This window comes from Micromonospora sp. NPDC050784 (assembly GCF_044456765.1).
GTDB lineage: Bacteria > Actinomycetota > Actinomycetes > Mycobacteriales > Micromonosporaceae > Micromonospora > Micromonospora foliorum.
Genome location: NZ_JBITGG010000006.1, coordinates 51,226 through 67,664, shown reverse-complemented (window position 1 = coordinate 67,664; position 16,439 = coordinate 51,226). Strand labels below are relative to the sequence as shown.

Genomic DNA, 16,439 nt, shown 5'->3' with positions numbered 1-16,439 from the left:
TGACCAGCGACGCCGACCGCCGCACCCGAAGGCTCAGCGACGTCGCCGCGCCGGGTCGAGCAGGGCGGGCGGGGTGTCGAACTTCTCGGCTGCGGCGAGGTCGATCCCCGGTGCGACGATCGTGTCGATCGCGTCGAGCACGTCGGCCGGGAGCACGGTGTCCGCGGCGGCGAGTTGGGCGTGCAGGTGGTCGATGGTGCGGGGGCCGATGATCGCGCTGGTCACCGCCGGGTGCGCGGTGACGAACCCGAGGGCGAGCTGGATCAGGGTGAGCCCCGCCTGGTCGGCGACGGTGGCCAGTTGCTCGACGGCGGCGAGCCGGGCCTGGTTGGCCGGGACGCTGAGGTCGAAGCGGGCGGGCAGCAGCGTCGAGCGGCTGGTGGTGATCTCCCGGCCGGCGCGGATCGCACCGGACAGCCAGCCCGAGGCGAGCGGGCTCCACGCGAGCACGCCGAGCCCGTACTGCTCGGTCACGGGCAGGACGTGGGCCTCGATCCCTCGTTGCAGGATCGAGTAGCTGGGCTGCTCCGTGACGTAACGGCTCAGGTGGTGCTCCCGCGCCGCCCACTCGGCCTGCACGAGGCGGTACGCGGGGAAGGTTGAGGAGCCGAAGTAGCGGATCTTTCCCGCCCGTTGCAGGTCGGTCAACGCCGCCAGGGTCTCCTCGTCGCTGGTGGTCGGGTCCCACCGGTGGATCTGGTAGAGGTCGACGTGGTCGACGCCGAGGCGGCGCAGGCTGTTGTCCAACTCGGTGACCAGCCAACGGCGCGAGCTGCCCCGCTGGTTGCGCTCGTCGCCCATCGGCATGCCGGCCTTCGTGGCCAGCACGATGTCGTCGCGGCGGCCGGCGATGGCCTTGCCGACCATCTCCTCCGACTCGCCCTGGCTGTACATGTCGGCGGTGTCGATCAGGTTGATCCCGGCGTCCAGCGCGGCGTCGACGATCGCCGTCGCCTCGCTCTGGGTGGTGTGCCCCAGCTTGCCGAAGTTCATCGCACCGAGCACGAGGGTGCTGACCTGGACGCCGGTGCGCCCCAGGGTGCGGTACTGCATGGCTGTTCCTCCTTGGAAGGGTGAGGTGGCACTGGCCCACCCGCTCTGGCATCCTGAGCAAGTGGAACCATGTTCCGCTAAGAACGATACGGAACATGGTTCCGTTTGCCAAGTCGAGTGATGGGGGTAACGGCGCGGTGGCCGACATCGACAGCGGGTCGGGGGGATCGACCCCGCGGAAGCGGGCTGACGCCCGGCGCAACGAGGCGACGCTGCTGGAAGCCGCCGCCTCGGCCTTCGTCACCTCGGGCGTGGACGCGCCCGTACGCGACATCGCCGCCCGGGCCGGCGTCGGTGTGGGCACGATCTACCGCCACTTCCCGACCCGCGCCGACCTGATCGTCGCCGTCTACCGGCACCAGGTCGAGGCATGCGCGGCGGCTGGCCCGAGGCTGCTGGCCGAGAGCAGCACGCCGCACGCTGCCCTCGCCCAGTGGATCGACCTCTTCGTCGACTTCCTGGTCACGAAGCATGGCCTCGCCGAGGCGCTACAGTCCGACAACGCGGCCTTCGAGACCCTGCACGCCTACTTCCTGGATCGCCTCGTGCCGGTCTGCGCCCACCTGCTCGACGCCGCCGCCACGGCCGGCGAGATCCGCCCCGACGTGACCGCCTTCGAGTTGCTGCGCGGTGTCGGCAATCTCTGCATCGGCGCCGGCGAACCCCGCTACGACGCCCGTCGCATGGTCGACCTCCTCGTCGCCGGCCTGCGCCAAGGCCGGAGCACCGGGCCGCGATAGCTTATTGATCATGGTGGAATGGGAGCTTCGGCCGGCCTCGGTGACGGATGTCGACGCGGTGGCCGAGTTGCGGGCGGTGGTGCTGCGGGCTGACCTGGAGCGGCTCGGGCGGTACGACGAGCAGCGGGTGCGGCAGCGCCTGCGGGACGGGTTCGCACCGGCGTACACCTGGGTTGTCGAGGTGGACGGCGCGTTCGCCGGCTGCGTCGCGCTGCGGCCCGACGCGGACGCCCACTGGCTGGAGCACTTCTACCTGGCCCCGCAATTGCAGGGCAGTGGCATCGGCACGGCAGTGCTGCGCGAGTTGCTGGACCGGTGCGACCGCGACGGCACGCTGGTCCGGCTGAACGTGCTGCGGGGCAGCCCGGCCCGGCGGCTCTACGAGCGGCACGGTTTCACGCTCGACACCGAGGATCCGGTGGACGTGTTCATGGTCCGCGCACCCCGGACGATCACTGAGGAGTCCCCGACGATGTCAATGTAACGTTGACAGATGACGTCGGAGCTGGCTCGGTTGGCGGAGGTTCGCGCTACCCGCGCCCGTCTGGACGAGCAGGAGCTGGAGATCATCGACCGGGCGCGCCACGACGGTGCGACGTGGGCGCAGATCGCGACGGCACTCGGCCTCGGTAGCCGGCAGGCCGCCGAACAGCGTCGACAACGGCTGGTGGCGGCGCGGTGGTCGCGGCGGCGGCAGCTCGACCTTCGGTTGCCCCCGCAGATCTCGGCGTTGCGGGTGGCGGTGGCCGACCTCGGCCGGTGGATCGGTGCCGATCAGCGGTGGGACAGCCGATTTCGTCGAGCGGCCCTCGTACGGAGCACGGTGGACGCCGCGCTGGATGCCGCCCCGGGCTCGCTGCACGCGTTGGCCCTGCACCTCGCCACCGATCTCGCCGAGGCGGGCGAGCGACTGCCCGCGCCCGCCCGCACCGCCGCGACGAAACTCGACGTCGCCCTGTCAACGGCTCGTTGACATGGCACGGCGGCATTGCCTGCCTCTCGCTCAAGCTTGAGGATGTGAGTCACCTCGACTCAACTCGGAGTGCTCATGCGTCGCAACGCGGGCCTGTTCGTGGCGATCTCCCTGCTGTCCGGCTTCGGCAGCAGCGCCATGTCCCTGGTCGCCGGCATCTGGATCCTGGACCTCACCGGTTCCACCAGCCTCGCCGCTCTCGCCGGGCTCTGCGTGTACGCCCCGGTGCTCGCCGGTCCGTGGCTGGGCGGTCTGCTCGACCGGGCGCCCCGGCGGCCGCTGGTCATCGCCGTCAACCTCATGCTGGCCGCCGCCCTGCTGGCACTCCTCGCGGTACGCGGGCCGGGCCAGACCTGGCTCATCTTCGCCGTCTCGTGCGCCTACGGCGTCAGTTACGTGCTGATCGACGCCGGCGAGACGGCGCTGCTGCCGTCGGCGCTGGCACCGACCGACCTCGGTGACGTCAACGGGTGGCGCTCCAGCGCCCAGGAGGGCATGAAGCTCGTCGCTCCCCTGGCCGGGGCCGGCCTCTACGCGTGGCGGGGCGGCCACGCGGTCGCCGTCCTCAGCGCGGCCATGCCAGTCCTGGTCGCCACCCTGTACGCGGCGCTCCGCCTGAACCGGACGCCCCCGGACCAGCCCGCCGAACGCGGCGGTGGCCCGCGTACCGGATTGGTGGTCCTGTTCGGACAGCGAGCGACACGGCTGCCGGTCGTACTCGCCGCGGTGTCGATCGCGATGTCCGGCTTCACGACGGCGGGGATCTACGCGATGGTCGTCACTGTTCTGCGCCTGCCGACCACGTTCCTGGGGGTGCTGGCCAGCGCGCAGGGCGCCGGCTCCATTCTCGGTGGCCTGATCGTCGGTCGGCTCATCGCGGCGAGAGGCGCCGGCGCCGTCGGTGTCGCCGGAACGGCGCTGTTCGCGATCGGCTGCCTGGCCCGTTGCGTGCCGTGGTGGCCGGCCACTGTCGTCGGGGCGGTGGTGGCCGGCGTCGGCCTGCCCTGGACCCTGGTCGCGGCGGTGACCGCGGTGCAGACCCACACGCCGTCGGCGCTGCTGGGGCGGGTCTCCGCGACGGCCAACACCGCGATGTTCGGACCGCTCGTCGTGGCGATCCCGCTCGGCTCCGCGGCCGTCCACCTCGGCGCCCGCCCACCGCTCATCGCCGCCGCGGCGATCTGCCTGACAGCCGTGGTGGCCACGTTCCAGGTCGCGCGCGTGGTTGACTATCGAACCATGCCGCTCAGTCCGGACGAGGTCGAGCTGTTCGAGCACTCCAGGGCCCGCCTGGAGGCGATCGCCTATCGCCTGCTGGGCTCGGCCAGCGACGCGGAGGACGCCGTCCAGGACACCTTCCTCCGCTGGCAGGGCGCCGACCGGGAGCACGTCGAGACGCCCGAGGCGTGGCTGACGAAGGTCCTCACCAACGTGTGCCTGAATCAGCTGACCTCGGCACGGGCCAGGCGGGAGACCTATGTGGGCACCTGGCTGCCCGAACCGGTCCTCGCCGGGGACCGGATGCTCGGCCCGCTCGACACCGCCGAGCAGCGCGAATCGGTCTCGATGGCGGTGCTCACCCTGCTGGAACGGTTGTCGCCCAACGAGCGCGCGGTGTACGTGCTGCGGGAGGCCTTCGGCTACTCGCACGGTGAGATAGCCGAGATCCTCGGCATCACCGAGTCGAACTGTCAGCAGACCTACCGGCGCGCCAAGCAGCACGTCACGGCCGAACGGGCCCGCGCGGAGGTCGACCAGGCCGCCGCGCGGAAGATCGTCGCGGAGTTCCTCACCGCGGCCAACAACGGCGAGATCCAGCGGTTGGTGGAGTTGCTGACCGACGACGCGACGAGCACCGCCGACGGCGGCGGCAAGATCCCCGCCCGGGCCGCACCGATCGTCGGCGCGCTGGCGGTGGCGAAGTTCCTGCGGGGCCTGTTCAAGCCCGCCGACGTCAAAAGGGACCTGGTCGGTGGCAGCCCGGCCATGTACGTCACCACCGCCAACGGCGCTCCGGCGGTGGTGGTCGTGATCGACGACCGGGTCATCGGCGTGATGTCGCTGGAGGTGACGCCCGAGGGTGTCACGGCCATCCACAACCAGGTCAACCCCGACAAGCTCGTCCGCGCCACCCGGCAGTGGTCCGCCTCCGAGCACGAGGAGCCCACCCTCCACGTCTGGTGATCCAGCTCATAGCCGACCCCTGTCAGGAATCGCGTCGCTGTCCGGTTCAGGAAGCGACCACCACCGAGACAGGAGTGCCACCATGAAGCACCGCATCGTCGTCCTCGGAGCGGGGTACGCCGGAGCCATGGCCGCCGGGCGCCTCGCCAAGCGGCTGCACCCGGACGACACCGAGATCACCCTCGTCAACGCCGACACGGATTTCGTCGAGCGGGTCCGCATGCACCAACTCGCCACCGGCCAGGACCTCAAGCGCCGCCCGCTGAGCGAGATCTACGCCGGCACCGGCGTCAAGCCTCGGCTGGCGCGGGTCACCGCCGTCGACGCCGACCGCAGGACCGTCGCGCTCACCGACGACCACGGCACCGACGAGATCGCGTACGACACGCTCGTCTACGCCCTCGGAAGCGCCGCCGCGGACCATGGCGTCCCCGGGGTCGTCGAGCACGCGTACGACATCGCCGGCCGGCCCTCGGCGCTGCGGTTGCGCGACCGCCTGGACCACCTCGCGGCCGGCGGGACCGTGCTCGTCGTCGGCGGCGGCCTCACCGGCCTCGAAGCGGTCACCGAGATCGCCGAGGCCCGGCCGGACCTCGATGTCGCGCTCGCCGCCCGCGGCGGTCTCGGCGACTGGCTCAACGGCAAGGCGCAGCAGCACCTGCGCGGCGTCTGCGACCGGCTCGGCATCACCGTGCACGAGCACACCGACATCGCGCGGGTCGAGGCGGCCGGTGCGGTCACCCGCGACGGTCGGGAGATCCCGGCCCAGGTGACCGTCTGGACGACCGGCTTCGCCGTGCACCCCATCGCCGCCGCCACGACCCTCGCGGTCGCGGAGACCGGGCAGATCATCGTCGACGCCAGCATGCGGTCGGTCTCACACCCCGAGGTGTACGCGGTGGGCGACGCCGCGATCGCCGAAGGACCGGGCGGGAAGCCACTGCGGATGTCCTGCGCCTCGGGCATCCCGATGGCCTGGCAGGCCGCCGACGCCATCGCCGCACGGCTTACCGGTCGGGCGAAGTTCCCGAAGGCCCCGCTGCGCTACTTCAACCAGTGCATCAGCCTCGGCCGCCGCGACGGCATCATCCAGTACGTGACCGCCGACGACCGGGCCAGGCCGGCCCTCCTCACCGGGAAGCTGGCGGCCCGGTACAAGGAGTTCGTCTGCCTGGGCGCCGCCTGGAGCATCGCGCACCCGGTGCTGTACCCGGTCCGCCGCCACCGCGTCGTCCCGACCCGGACGGAGATCCGGACGGCCGCGTCGTGACCGGACGTGCGCCAGCCCTAGGCTGACGCGACGGCGGCGGCTCTCATGGCCCTACCTGAGTCGGCGCTCCGAGTTGCTACTTGTCGCCGTAGTGATACCGGCAGGCGATGATCTCGACGTCATCCTTTGTCGGGCGGGCCACAGCCCCGGTGGGAGCGGCCCGCCCGCATTCACCCCCGAAGCCGACTATCCGGGGTAGTTCCAACCGGCTTGAGCTGGCGCGGCCATCCAGGTGACGGCCAGGATGGCTCCGAGGGCAGTTGCGTAGATAAGTCGACGGATTCGCATGAGCTCTCCCTCTCCAGGGGTGTGTGCTGCCGTTTGAATAGGCGACAGCGCTGACGAATCGTTGGGGCCCCACGTATCGGCGAAACTCGTCACCCAACCCTGCTGGCCAGCGTCCCGGGCGACCGGTCTTCAGCGTATTGACGCCACCTCAGCGTCCGCCACGGTCGATGCCTGTTCCGAACAGACGCGCCCTTTCCTGGCTGCTCACGGGTCTGTTCGGAGTTGTTCGGGCCACTCAGTGCTCGGCAGCCCGCCTGTCGCTGCGTCAGGGTGTCACCCGGGTGGCCGGGCTGTCGCCCGGCAGACCCCCCGCGTCGCGGTCCGTCTCGACCGGCGGCAGCGGGGTGGTCCCGAGGACGTTGCCGTCCCTGGAGTACGCGGTGAGAGTGGCCGGCTGGTCCGGTGGCACCCGGGTGCTGCCGGCGTTCGACGTGTCGAGGGCGACCGTGGCCGGGGGTGCGCCTCCGACCGTCACCATGACGCGGGCCGCGTCCGGCGGGGCGATCACCCGCACCTCGCCGGTGGGGGGCCGAGCGCCGTCCTCGGTCCGGACCCGCCAGCCGACCGGTCGCTGGTCGGCGCCCTCGGCCGGCAACAGCAGCCGCAGGTCGATCCACCAGCCGGTCCGATCGTCGCCGTGCATGGCGTACGCGATCACTCCACCGCCGGCCGGCTGCACGGTGAGCAGCGCGGCGGCCCGGCCGTTCCCGCTACCCGACCACCGCAGCCGTACGGTCGTGCCGGCGGCCGGGAGGTGGCTGTCCTGGAGTGCCGTATGGACGAAGTTGCGGAGGTTGGTGTCGTCGAGCGGCGTACCTCGGGCGGGTCGGCGAGCGCCGGTGAGCAGGGCGTCCATCTCCGGGCCGGTCGGGTCGAGCCCGGCGTACGGGCCGCCGCCCAGGCCGCCCTGGAAGAACACCCGGTCGCCGCGGCTGACCCGGACGACGGGCTCGTGCGGCAGGGGTTCGGGAGGCAGCACGGCGAACCCGACCCCGCCGCCGTCCGCCCTGGCGATGTCCTGGTACTCCACCGTCCCCCTCGATGTGTATCGGGGGTCGCCACTGATCGTCACCGTGGATTCGGGCGGACCGACGGCGACCGCGAACCCGGCCCGGTCGGGGTAGGCCTGCATCAGCGTCATCACCGGGTCGTCGTCACCCTCGCTGTGGCCGCCGTACCGCATCTGCTGGGCACCGGCTCCGGCCGGACCCACGTACCAGACCAGTGCCTCCCTGGTCAGCAGGCCGAACCGCAGCGGCACCGCGACCAGCGCGACCCGGTGGCCCGGCTGGTCACTGCCGTAGATCAGACGGATCCGGTCACGATCGCCGACCTTCCATTCACCCACCGGGGCGTCGACTCGCACCGGCGGATCGGCGCTGATCCGCGTCCGGAGCGCGTCCAGCCAGGCCTGATCCTCGGTCAGCGCTCCCCGCGGTGGCGCGTCGAGCAGCGCCGTCGGAGTGGCGGCGACCGCGATGCCCGGTGCCCATCCGGGCAGCGGAACCACGTTGGACTGAACCCCGACGAGCGCGACCCCGACCGCGACGGCCAACGCCGTGCGGACCAGCCGCGTCCGCTGGTGCCGTCGCTCGCGACGCGCGAACCCGGGCCAGGGGTCCTCGGGTACGTCGACACCGTGCGCGGCCTGCCGCAGCGCGGGACTGAGCGTCGAATTGGCGAAGCTTCCGGTCATGCCAGTTCCTCCTCGAGCCGTACCGGGGACTGAGCGGCGGGTGGGACGAAGTCGCTCCGCAGCCGGGCCAACCCGCGCGACGCCTGGCTCTTCACCGCGCCGACCGAGCAGCCGAGAACCTTGGCGGTGTCCGCCTCGCTGAGATCCTCGAAGTAGCGCAGCACCAGCACCGCCTGCGTCCTGGGCGGTAATCGCCGCAACGCGGCGAGGAGCAGTTGCCGCTGTTCCACCTGCACGTACGCGTCATGCGTCGGCTGGCTGTCGGCGGTCAGCAGCGGCACCTCCAGCGGCCGCCGTCGACGCCGCCAGGAGATCGCCGTGTTCACCATCGCCCGGCGTACGTAGACCTCGGGCGCGTCCCTGCGCAGCACCCGACCCCAGCGCCGATGGGTCTTCTCCAACGCCGACTGCGTCAGATCCTCGGCTGTCCCCCGGTCACCGGTCAGCAGGTAGGCCGTTCGGAGCAGCGATCCCCACTGTCGTTGGACGAACAGCCGAAACTCTTCGTCGTCCTCGTGCCGACTCACGCCACCTCCAGGTCGCGTCCACCTCGCGTCTATGAGCGGACGCAGAGTGAGACGCCACCGGCGGCCTCGGGGGTTGAGTGCAGGATCGCACGCCAGGCGTCGTAGTCATGGCCGCAAGCGTGGAGTCCCGCTCCGCGTCGACCAGGGAGGTCGATGCGGAGCGGGACCGTCGACGGTCTACCCGTCAGAACCCGCCCCATTAATAGGCCGAGCATTTCCAGGTCTTCCCGCCATCCTTCGAGTCGCAGAGCACGAGGATCTTGCCGAGGACCGGAAGGCTGAAAGTGAAGAGGTGGCCCTTGTTCTTCGCGTACACAACGCCGGACTTCTCGGCGATGTCGGCCAGCGCCCACTGGGGGTCCGGTCCGTTCACGGTCGCCACCCGGCGCATCGACTCGATGTCCTTGCCGTCGAGGAGTTCCTTGATCTCGTCCGCCGAGGGCTCACGATCACCGACCAGTGTGTCCACCGTGTATGGACCGTCGACGGCGACGCCCTTGGCCTTCTCGAAGGCGGCCTTCGTCCCGCCGACCGTGGTGGCGCCGGCGAGGTCGAGGGTGAGGATCAGTTCGCCCGTCCGACGCGACAGCAGGCACTCCCAGATGGACTTGCCCGAGGCGACGCACATGGTGAGGCACCACTCCCGGCCGTCGGGGGTGGACGAGGCGAAGAGCAGCGAGGTCGCTGTCCCGTTGTCGCCCCTGCCGTCGTACGCCCCGTCGGCGAGGTCGGCCATGGTGGTGCCGAGGACGTCCCGGCTGCCCGGGATCGTGCCGACGACCTTGACCCCGTCGACCTCCTTGCCGGCGGCGAGCGCTTCGAGTTGGTCGCCGGTGAGGTTCCGACCGCCGGTGTCGACGGCCAGCACCTTGTCCAGGTCGCCGACGGGCCGGCCGGTCAGGTCCTCGAACTGTTGAAGCATCGTGCCAGGGGCACCGGGGTGGTCGGTGACCGTTGTCCGGGCCTCGCCGTCGGCGGCCTGCGACGGGGCGTACGAGGCCGTCAGCCCGACGATCAGTGCGGTCGTGACGATGGTGGCGCGCCTGCTGATGTCCCGCAGAGTTGTCATCCTGTCCTCATCTCAGTCGATCGGTGTCGGCGGGGCGGGACGGGCTACCAGCGACACGTGACGATGTCGCCGAAGTCGTTCGGGGAACCCACGTCGCAGTGGTCGTCGATCCACTCACCGATCTCGCCGATCGTGTCCACGATCCAGGCGAACACCGACTTGATCGCGCCCCAGATGCTGAAGTAGACGACTGTCGTCTCGGGGGTGCCGCCGGCCTCGTCGATGACGTCCTTCGTCGACATGGCGGCGTTGGGCTTCTCGATGATGTCCAGCACCCGTACCCCGGTGTCGTCCTTGCCGGCCAGCAGCGCCTCGACCTGCTCCGGGGTCCGCTCCTTGCCGTCGTCGACCGCCACGATCGCGCGGTCGACCAGCACCTCTCGGCTGCCGCTGACGGCCTGGGCGATGCCAGCGATCTCGCCAACCGTGAGGTCGTTGCCGAGCGCGGGGCCGGTGAACCGCCGGGCCGAGACCCCACCCGCCGGATCGATCTGAATCTCGTTGGCCGTGATCATGTCGTCCGCACCGAACGGTGCCCAGGCGAACGTCCACTTCCCGGCGACGCAGCGGAACTGGCCGTACTCCCGGCCTTCGGGCGCGGTGTCGGTCCGGACGATCTCGCCGCGCTCGTTGACGTGCTGGACCACACAGTCGGCGCCCTTCTGCGGCGGCTTGTCGGTCTGGGCCACGGCGGCGGAGGACATGGCCAGCACCGTCCCGCTGACCACCCCGATCACCGCGAGGCGGTGTGCCAAACGACTCATCGAACGCTCCATTCCTGGTGCGGAAAAACTGGTGTCCGAAGAGTGCCGGGCCGCGCTGAAGCGGCCCGGAAACAGCGCGGAAAGCGGGGTACGTCAGCGCAGCCGCGTGGCGTCGAGCTGTTCGAGGTCGGCGCGGATCGAGTCGGCGTCGGCATCGCCGAGTTCGTCGAGGATGGTCAGGGCTCGGCGCCACGCGGCGCGGGTGGCGGCGAGGTCGCCCAGGGACCGGTGACTGCCGCCGAGATTGACGTACGTGCTCGCTTCGGCGTAGCGGTCGTTGACCTGCGTGAAGAGTTCGAGGGCGTGCTCGTAGCAGGCGATCGCCCGCCGGTCGTCCCCGAGTTGGTGGTGGGCGTGGCCGAGGCTGTCCCAGGTGTCGGCCTGCCCCTGGACGTCGTCCACCTCCTGCAACATCCGCAGCGCCTCGCCGCACGATTCAAGGGCGTGGTGGTAGTTGCCGAGCAACGCCTCCTGCCAACCGACCGCGTTGAGCGTGTACCCCTGCCCGGCCCGGTTCCCGGCCCCCCTGAACAGGGTCAGCGCCCGCCGGGAGTGGCGCAGCGCCTGCTGGTGCTGCCCCTGCCGCTCGGCCAGTTGGCCAAGGTTCAGGCAGGTGTGCGCCCGGCCGGCGTCGTCGCCGACGTCGGTGAACAGGTCGAACGCGCGCCGCAGGTGGTCGTCGGCCTCGTCGTACCGGCGCAGGCGGGAGCAGGCGAGACCGAGGCTGCGGTGCGCGTGGCCCTGCCCCGCCTGATCCCCGATGCGGGACGCGGCGGCCAGGGCGATCCGTTGCGTGCCGAGCCAGTCCTGCCAGTGCCCCTGCCGGTGCAGAAAGCCGGCCATGGCCCAGGCGAGCCGCCAGGCATGTCCCTCGAACCCGGACCGCGCCGCGAGCGGTACGGCGGCGAGCAGGACGGGGACCTCGGTGGTGAACCACGCCGCGGCGGCCGACCGGCTCTTCGGGCGTTCCGGCGTCACGCCCGCCTGGGACGGCGGGAGACTGATCGCGCTGAAGTGCGGGTGCAGTGCCAGGTCGGCGGCGTGGGCGGTGTGCAGGCAGTGGTCGAGCAGCCGATGCATGGCGGCACGACGCTCGGCCGGTGGCTCAGCCTCCTCGGCGAGGTCGGCCGCGTACGCACGCAGCAGGTCGTGGAACGCGTAGCGCCCGTACGTGTGCTCGGTGAAGAGGTTTGCCCGGGTCAGCTCGGTGAGGAGCGGGCCGATCGCCTGCCCGTCGACGCCGGCCAGGCTGGCCACGGCCGGGGCCGAGACGTCCGGGCCGGGGTGCAGGCTCAGCAGCCGGAACAGCCGGGCCGCCGGCGGGCTGAGCGTCCGGCACGACCAGGAGAAGACCGCCCGTACGTCGGTGGCCTCGTCGCCGGCGCGGAAGGCGTCCAGGTCGCCCAGTTCACCGGCGACGGCGGCCAACGAGAAGTGCCGGTTGGTGGCGGCTCTGGCGGCCACGATGGCCAGGGCGATGGGCAGCCGCGCGCAGCGGTCGGCGATGGTGTCGGCCGCCGCGGGTTCGGCGGCGACCTGGCGCTCCCCGAGCCGGCGGACCAGCATGTCGCGGGCTTCGCCGGGGCTCAGCAGGTCGAGGGGCACCGGTTGGGCGCTTTCGGTGACGACCAGCGGGATGAGCTGGTCGCGGCTGGTGACGATCGCGAGGCAGTCCGGTGAGCCTGGCAGCAGCGGCCGGACCTGTTCCGCGTCGCGCGCGTTGTCCAGCAGCACCAGCAGACGCTTGCCCGCCACCGTCGTGCGGTACAGGCTCACCATCGTGTCCGGGTCGCTGGGCATCCGTGCCACCGGAACGCCGAGCGCCTCCAGGAATCCGCGCAGCGCCCGCGCCGGCTCGGTCGGTGTGGCCGCCGGGTCGAAGCCGCGCAGATTGACGTAGAGCTGCCCGTCGGGGAAGCGCGCGGCCGCGCGGTGCGCCCAGTGCACGGCGAGCGCGGTCTTGCCGACGCCGGCGGTCCCGGACACCACGACGGCGCCGCCCCGGTCGACGAGCGCGTCGAGGGCGGCAAGCTGCGCGTCGCGTCCGGTGAACGTGGGTACGGGAGGAGGCAGTTGCGCCGCGACCGGTGCCGGCGCGGCCGGGGCAGGTGCGGCGAGCGCGGTGTCCTGGCGCAGGATGGCACACTCCAGGTCCCGTAGCCGCGGACCGGGGTCGATGCCGAGGTTCTCCCGCAGGTTGTCGCGCAGCCGCCGGTACGTGGCGACCGCCTCGCCCTGTCGGCCGTCGCGGTACAGGGCGAGCATCAGCTGCGCGTGCAGGTGCTCGTCGAAGGGGTGCTCTCGAACGAGCCGTTCCAACCCGGGGACCAGCCCGGCGTGCTCACCGACGGACAACCGGGCCTCGGCCAGGGATCGTTCGGCCTCCAACCGCACGCGTGCCAGGTGTTCCGCCTGCTCCTCAAGCCAGGACGACCCGGCCACGTCGGCCAGCGGTGGACCCCGCCACAGTGCCATGGCGGCCGTCAGGTGCTCCACCTGCTCGTTCCGGTCCGTCGAGCGTCGGGCCAGCTCGATGAGACGCTCGGCGGCCTGGACATCCGTGGAGTCCGGCCCGGTGTCGAGCAGATAGCCGGGCTGGCGCGCCACGATCGAGCCGGGCTCGCCGAGCACCCCGCGTAGGTAGGAGACGTGGCGCTGCAACGTGTTCGCCGCGGTGGCCGGTAACTGGTCGCCCCAGACCACGTCGATGAGCCGGTCGACGCTGACCACCCGGCCGACGTTCAGCGCCAACGTCGCCAGGACCGCCTTGCGGCGCAGGCCGTTCACCGCCTGCGGTCTGCCGGCGACGACCACCTCCACCGGCCCGAGCAGCCTGACGCGTACGCCCGTGCCAGCCATTGACATCACCGAATCAGGCTAAATCTCCAGTCCGGCAAGCCCGGTCTGTTCGTCGCGATCTGGACACGATGCAGCAGCCCGCCGGGCTGCCGGCACTACCAATACCCCCAGGGGGTAGTTACGCTGTGGGAATGCGCGAACGGGTGATCCTCGTCGTCGGGTACGACGGGGCCGAGCTGCTCGACATCGCCTGCGTCACGTCCAGTCTCGACATCGCCAACCGGATCGGCGCCGCGCCGCCGTACCGGATCGTCCTGGCCACCCCCGGCCAGCGGGACATCACCTGCGACTCCGGGTTGCGACTGGCGGGCGAGGCGAGCCTGGAACGGTTCACCGGGCCGGTGCACACGCTGCTGGTGACCGGCGGCCGTGGGCATGAGCGGGCGGCGGCGAGCCGGCACCTCGTCGGCCACGTCCGGCGGCTGGCCGGTCTGGCCGAGCGGGTCGCGTCGGTCTGCACCGGGTCGACGGTGCTGGCCGAGGCCGGTCTGCTCAACGGCCGGCGGGCCACCACGCACTGGATGTACGCCCACCGGCTGGCGGAGCGGTTTCCCGACGTACGGGTCGACGCCGACCCGATCTACGTCCGGGACGGCACCGTCGCGACCTCCGGTGGAATGACGAGCGCACTGGACCTGACCCTCGCCTTCATCGAGGAGGATCACGGGGCGGCGCTGGCCCGGGGCGTGGCGATGGGTACGGTGGCGTACCTGCAACGGCCGGGCGGGCAGGCCCAGATGAGCATGTTCCTGGCCCGCCGGACCACCGACGACGTCCTGGTCCGCGAGATCAGCGACCACATCGTGAGCCACCTCGCCGACGACCTGAGCACCGCGGCGCTGGCCCGGCTCACCGGCGTCAGCGAGCGTCACCTGTTCCGACTGTTCGTCGACCACCTCGGGCAGACGCCGGGACGCTACGTGCGCCGGGTGCGGACGGAGGCCGCCGCGCAACTGCTGGCCTCGACCGGCCTGCCACTGGTGGCGGTGGCGCGACGATGCGGATTCGGCTCGCCGGAGTCACTGCGGCAGGCGTTCGTCGACCGGTACGCCATGCCGCCGTCCCGCTACCGGACGATGCGGGCGGCGGCTCCCACTGGTTGATGCCAGAGCTTCGGCCCAGTGCCCCAGCGATTCGGACACGATCGATCCGAAACGGTGCCGATCGCGGCGATGCCGCCAGGATCGTGGCCATGACTGAACAGTCGTCAGTGCGCAGGCCGCGACTGGCCGCCCGGTGGCCGATCGCGGTCGCGCTCGTCGTCGTCGCGGGTGCGGCCACCGTGATCGCCCTGGTGAACGAGCAGGCGGAGCTGTTCGGGCCGGCGGTGGCCACCATGGCCGGTATCTACCTCATGGCGTACGCCCTCGGCCGGCCGTGGACCGCGTGGCTGGCATTCGTCATCCTGAGCGCCGTGGTGACCGGCCTGCACCTGCTGGCACGGCTGCTCGCGCTGCCGGTCGACCCGGCGGTCGGGATGACACTGCTGTTGGTGCCGTTGTGGGTCTGGGCGGCAACTCGACGTCGGTTCAGCCCGGTCCGGACGTTCTCGGTGCAGACGGCCGGCATGGTGGTCTTCGGCGCGATCACTCTGCTGACCGCGGCGACGCAACCGCAGGTCGGCACCGCAGTGGCGGGTGTCGGCTTCCTGGCACACGGCCTTTGGGACGCCTACCACTACCGCGTCAACCTGGTGGTGAGTCGCTCGTGGGCGCAGTTCTGCGCGGTCGTCGACGTCGGCGTGGGCATCGCACTGATCATCGCGGCCATACGCTGACTACCCGGCACACACCGACGTCGATGGAGAGTGCGCAATGACCACACGTAACGGCAAGGTGATCGTCGACCAGACCATATCGGCCGACGGGTACTCGGCCGGGCTGAACCAGAGCGAGGAACGCCCGTTCGGTGACGACGGCGGTGACGGCTGGGGCGGCCGGCTGCATTCCTGGATGTTCGACTTCGGCGACGAGAACCGGGCCGAGGTCGACCAGATCGGCGCCGCCGGCGCCGTCATCATGGGGCGCAACATGTTCGGCCCGATCCGTGGCGAGTGGGATCGGGAGTGGAACGGCTGGTGGGGTGAGGATCCGCCGTTCCACACCCCGGTCTTCGTGCTCACCCACCACGCGCGCGAGCCGCAGCCGATGAAGGGCGGCACCACCTTCCACTTCGTCACCGACGGCATCGAGGCGGCGCTCGCACAGGCCCGCGCGGCGGCCGGTGACGGCGACGTCTCGATCCACGGCGGTGCCACCACCATCAACCAGTATCTCGCCGCCGGTCTGGTCGACGAACTGCGGCTGCACATCGTGCCGGCCACCCTCGGCGCCGGCGTGCGGCTGTTCGAGGGCGTCCCGCCGCTGAACCTCGAACATGTGACGGCGCGTGCGGCAAGCACCGTCCTGCACGTCACCTACCGCGTGCTCGTCACTCCCCCTCAGTAGCCTGCCCGACGAGCCGGCGGCAAGCCGGAGCGGCAGAGTCGTACGACGGAGGATGCGTTGTCTGCTATCGCGTCACTGACAGTGGTCCCCAGGGAGGGCATCACCGAGCTGACCCGCCTGGCCCGCACATCGCCATCGTCGTTCCGCGCGTACCTGGCGGAACACGGGAGCAAGACGCGGCAGGAGTACGACTGGTCCGGGTACTGCATGCTCTACGTCCTGACCTATCTGGAGGAGCGCGGCATCGACCTGGAGCCGCCGGAGTTCAATGCCGAGTCGGAGGCCATCACCAGCGCGTACGGCCTGACCACGCTCATCACTCCCGCCCCAGGGCTATTGGATCAGCTCGACCCCGCCCAGCACCGCGAGGAGGAGTTGGTCGCCCACTTCGAGGAGATGGGGATGGACTTCGAGGAGAGCGGCACAGCCGGTCTGGAAACGTTGAGGCTGTTGCGCGACTGCATCTCCGACCTCCGCGACGACCAGGTGTTGCTGCTCATCGTCGGCTGAGTTGGAACGGTTGGGATGGATTCATCGAGCCGTTCGGCGAGTATGTGGATCTCCCATCG

The 16,439-nt window shown here is 71.1% G+C and carries 15 protein-coding genes and 1 pseudogene; 10 read left to right on the top strand and 6 right to left on the bottom strand.

What is annotated here, in order from left to right:
* Positions 1-33: 33 nt before the first annotated feature.
* The gene (locus tag ACIBD9_RS10160; RefSeq protein ID WP_396716302.1) at positions 34-1,053 is read right to left on the bottom strand and encodes an aldo/keto reductase; all 1,020 of its coding nucleotides are present in this window, start codon (positions 1,051-1,053) and stop codon (positions 34-36) included.
* 95 nt (positions 1,054-1,148) lie between these two features.
* Here ACIBD9_RS10160 and ACIBD9_RS10155 point away from each other — a divergent pair, with 95 nt between their 5' ends.
* The 6 genes and pseudogenes from ACIBD9_RS10155 (at position 1,149) to ACIBD9_RS10130 (ending at position 6,220) form a co-directional block, all read left to right on the top strand.
* Positions 1,149-1,793 (top strand): TetR/AcrR family transcriptional regulator, encoded by a 645-nt coding sequence (locus ACIBD9_RS10155; protein ID WP_396716300.1) that lies wholly within the window; start codon positions 1,149-1,151, stop codon positions 1,791-1,793.
* A 10-nt stretch (positions 1,794-1,803) separates the two neighbouring features.
* Positions 1,804-2,277 (top strand): GNAT family N-acetyltransferase, encoded by a 474-nt coding sequence (locus ACIBD9_RS10150; protein WP_396716298.1) that lies wholly within the window; start codon positions 1,804-1,806, stop codon positions 2,275-2,277.
* Between the two features lie 9 nt (positions 2,278-2,286).
* Positions 2,287-2,766: a hypothetical protein gene (locus ACIBD9_RS10145; protein WP_396716296.1), complete on the top strand. Its 480-nt coding sequence runs from the start codon at positions 2,287-2,289 to the stop codon at positions 2,764-2,766.
* Between the two features lie 75 nt (positions 2,767-2,841).
* Positions 2,842-3,963 (top strand): annotated as a pseudogene (locus tag ACIBD9_RS10140) (MFS transporter); the annotation flags it as partial.
* Positions 3,964-4,005: 42 nt separating this feature from the next.
* A complete protein-coding gene (locus ACIBD9_RS10135; RefSeq protein ID WP_396716689.1) occupies positions 4,006-4,950 on the top strand; it encodes an RNA polymerase sigma-70 factor in 945 nt (314 codons plus the stop codon).
* An 82-nt stretch (positions 4,951-5,032) separates the two neighbouring features.
* On the top strand, positions 5,033-6,220 hold the full coding sequence (locus ACIBD9_RS10130; protein WP_396716294.1) for an NAD(P)/FAD-dependent oxidoreductase: 1,188 nt from the start codon (positions 5,033-5,035) through the stop codon (positions 6,218-6,220).
* A 553-nt stretch (positions 6,221-6,773) separates the two neighbouring features.
* On the opposite strand, the gene ACIBD9_RS10125 is transcribed toward ACIBD9_RS10130, so the two are convergent.
* The 5 genes from ACIBD9_RS10125 to ACIBD9_RS10105 form a co-directional block, all read right to left on the bottom strand.
* On the bottom strand, positions 6,774-8,204 hold the full coding sequence (locus tag ACIBD9_RS10125) for a hypothetical protein (protein WP_396716292.1): 1,431 nt from the start codon (positions 8,202-8,204) through the stop codon (positions 6,774-6,776).
* On the bottom strand, positions 8,201-8,731 hold the full coding sequence (locus ACIBD9_RS10120; RefSeq protein WP_396716290.1) for a SigE family RNA polymerase sigma factor: 531 nt from the start codon (positions 8,729-8,731) through the stop codon (positions 8,201-8,203). Before ACIBD9_RS10120 ends, ACIBD9_RS10125 begins: the two co-directional genes overlap by 4 nt.
* Positions 8,732-8,930: 199 nt before the next feature.
* Entirely contained in the window at positions 8,931-9,800 is an 870-nt protein-coding gene (locus ACIBD9_RS10115; RefSeq protein ID WP_396716288.1) for a hypothetical protein, read from the bottom strand.
* Between the two features lie 44 nt (positions 9,801-9,844).
* A complete protein-coding gene (locus ACIBD9_RS10110; RefSeq protein WP_396716286.1) occupies positions 9,845-10,564 on the bottom strand; it encodes a hypothetical protein in 720 nt (239 codons plus the stop codon).
* Positions 10,565-10,657: 93 nt separating this feature from the next.
* Complete coding sequence (locus ACIBD9_RS10105; protein ID WP_396716687.1) at positions 10,658-13,429, bottom strand: BTAD domain-containing putative transcriptional regulator; 2,772 nt, start codon at positions 13,427-13,429, stop codon at positions 10,658-10,660.
* A 125-nt stretch (positions 13,430-13,554) separates the two neighbouring features.
* Between ACIBD9_RS10105 and ACIBD9_RS10100 the strand changes: the two genes are divergently transcribed.
* From ACIBD9_RS10100 to ACIBD9_RS10085, 4 genes are all read left to right on the top strand, one after another.
* On the top strand, positions 13,555-14,526 hold the full coding sequence (locus ACIBD9_RS10100) for a GlxA family transcriptional regulator (protein WP_396716284.1): 972 nt from the start codon (positions 13,555-13,557) through the stop codon (positions 14,524-14,526).
* A gap of 89 nt (positions 14,527-14,615) precedes the next feature.
* Positions 14,616-15,200, top strand: a complete 585-nt coding sequence (locus ACIBD9_RS10095; protein ID WP_396716282.1) for a hypothetical protein — start codon at positions 14,616-14,618, stop codon at positions 15,198-15,200.
* Between the two features lie 37 nt (positions 15,201-15,237).
* Entirely contained in the window at positions 15,238-15,870 is a 633-nt protein-coding gene (locus tag ACIBD9_RS10090; RefSeq protein WP_396716280.1) for a dihydrofolate reductase family protein, read from the top strand.
* Between the two features lie 57 nt (positions 15,871-15,927).
* A complete protein-coding gene (locus tag ACIBD9_RS10085) occupies positions 15,928-16,380 on the top strand; it encodes a hypothetical protein (RefSeq protein ID WP_396716279.1) in 453 nt (150 codons plus the stop codon).
* Positions 16,381-16,439: the final 59 nt, after the last annotated feature.

Coding starts and splice junctions, on each gene's coding strand:
- ACIBD9_RS10160 (WP_396716302.1), bottom strand. CDS start 1,053: ATGCAGTACCGCACCCTGGGGCGCACCGGCGTCCAGGTCAGCACCCTC.
- ACIBD9_RS10155 (WP_396716300.1), top strand. CDS start 1,149: ATGGTTCCGTTTGCCAAGTCGAGTGATGGGGGTAACGGCGCGGTGGCC.
- ACIBD9_RS10150 (WP_396716298.1), top strand. CDS start 1,804: ATGGTGGAATGGGAGCTTCGGCCGGCCTCGGTGACGGATGTCGACGCG.
- ACIBD9_RS10145 (WP_396716296.1), top strand. CDS start 2,287: ATGACGTCGGAGCTGGCTCGGTTGGCGGAGGTTCGCGCTACCCGCGCC.
- ACIBD9_RS10135 (WP_396716689.1), top strand. CDS start 4,006: ATGCCGCTCAGTCCGGACGAGGTCGAGCTGTTCGAGCACTCCAGGGCC.
- ACIBD9_RS10130 (WP_396716294.1), top strand. CDS start 5,033: ATGAAGCACCGCATCGTCGTCCTCGGAGCGGGGTACGCCGGAGCCATG.
- ACIBD9_RS10125 (WP_396716292.1), bottom strand. CDS start 8,204: ATGACCGGAAGCTTCGCCAATTCGACGCTCAGTCCCGCGCTGCGGCAG.
- ACIBD9_RS10115 (WP_396716288.1), bottom strand. CDS start 9,800: ATGACAACTCTGCGGGACATCAGCAGGCGCGCCACCATCGTCACGACC.
- ACIBD9_RS10110 (WP_396716286.1), bottom strand. CDS start 10,564: ATGAGTCGTTTGGCACACCGCCTCGCGGTGATCGGGGTGGTCAGCGGG.
- ACIBD9_RS10105 (WP_396716687.1), bottom strand. CDS start 13,429: ATGTCAATGGCTGGCACGGGCGTACGCGTCAGGCTGCTCGGGCCGGTG.
- ACIBD9_RS10100 (WP_396716284.1), top strand. CDS start 13,555: ATGCGCGAACGGGTGATCCTCGTCGTCGGGTACGACGGGGCCGAGCTG.
- ACIBD9_RS10095 (WP_396716282.1), top strand. CDS start 14,616: ATGACTGAACAGTCGTCAGTGCGCAGGCCGCGACTGGCCGCCCGGTGG.
- ACIBD9_RS10090 (WP_396716280.1), top strand. CDS start 15,238: ATGACCACACGTAACGGCAAGGTGATCGTCGACCAGACCATATCGGCC.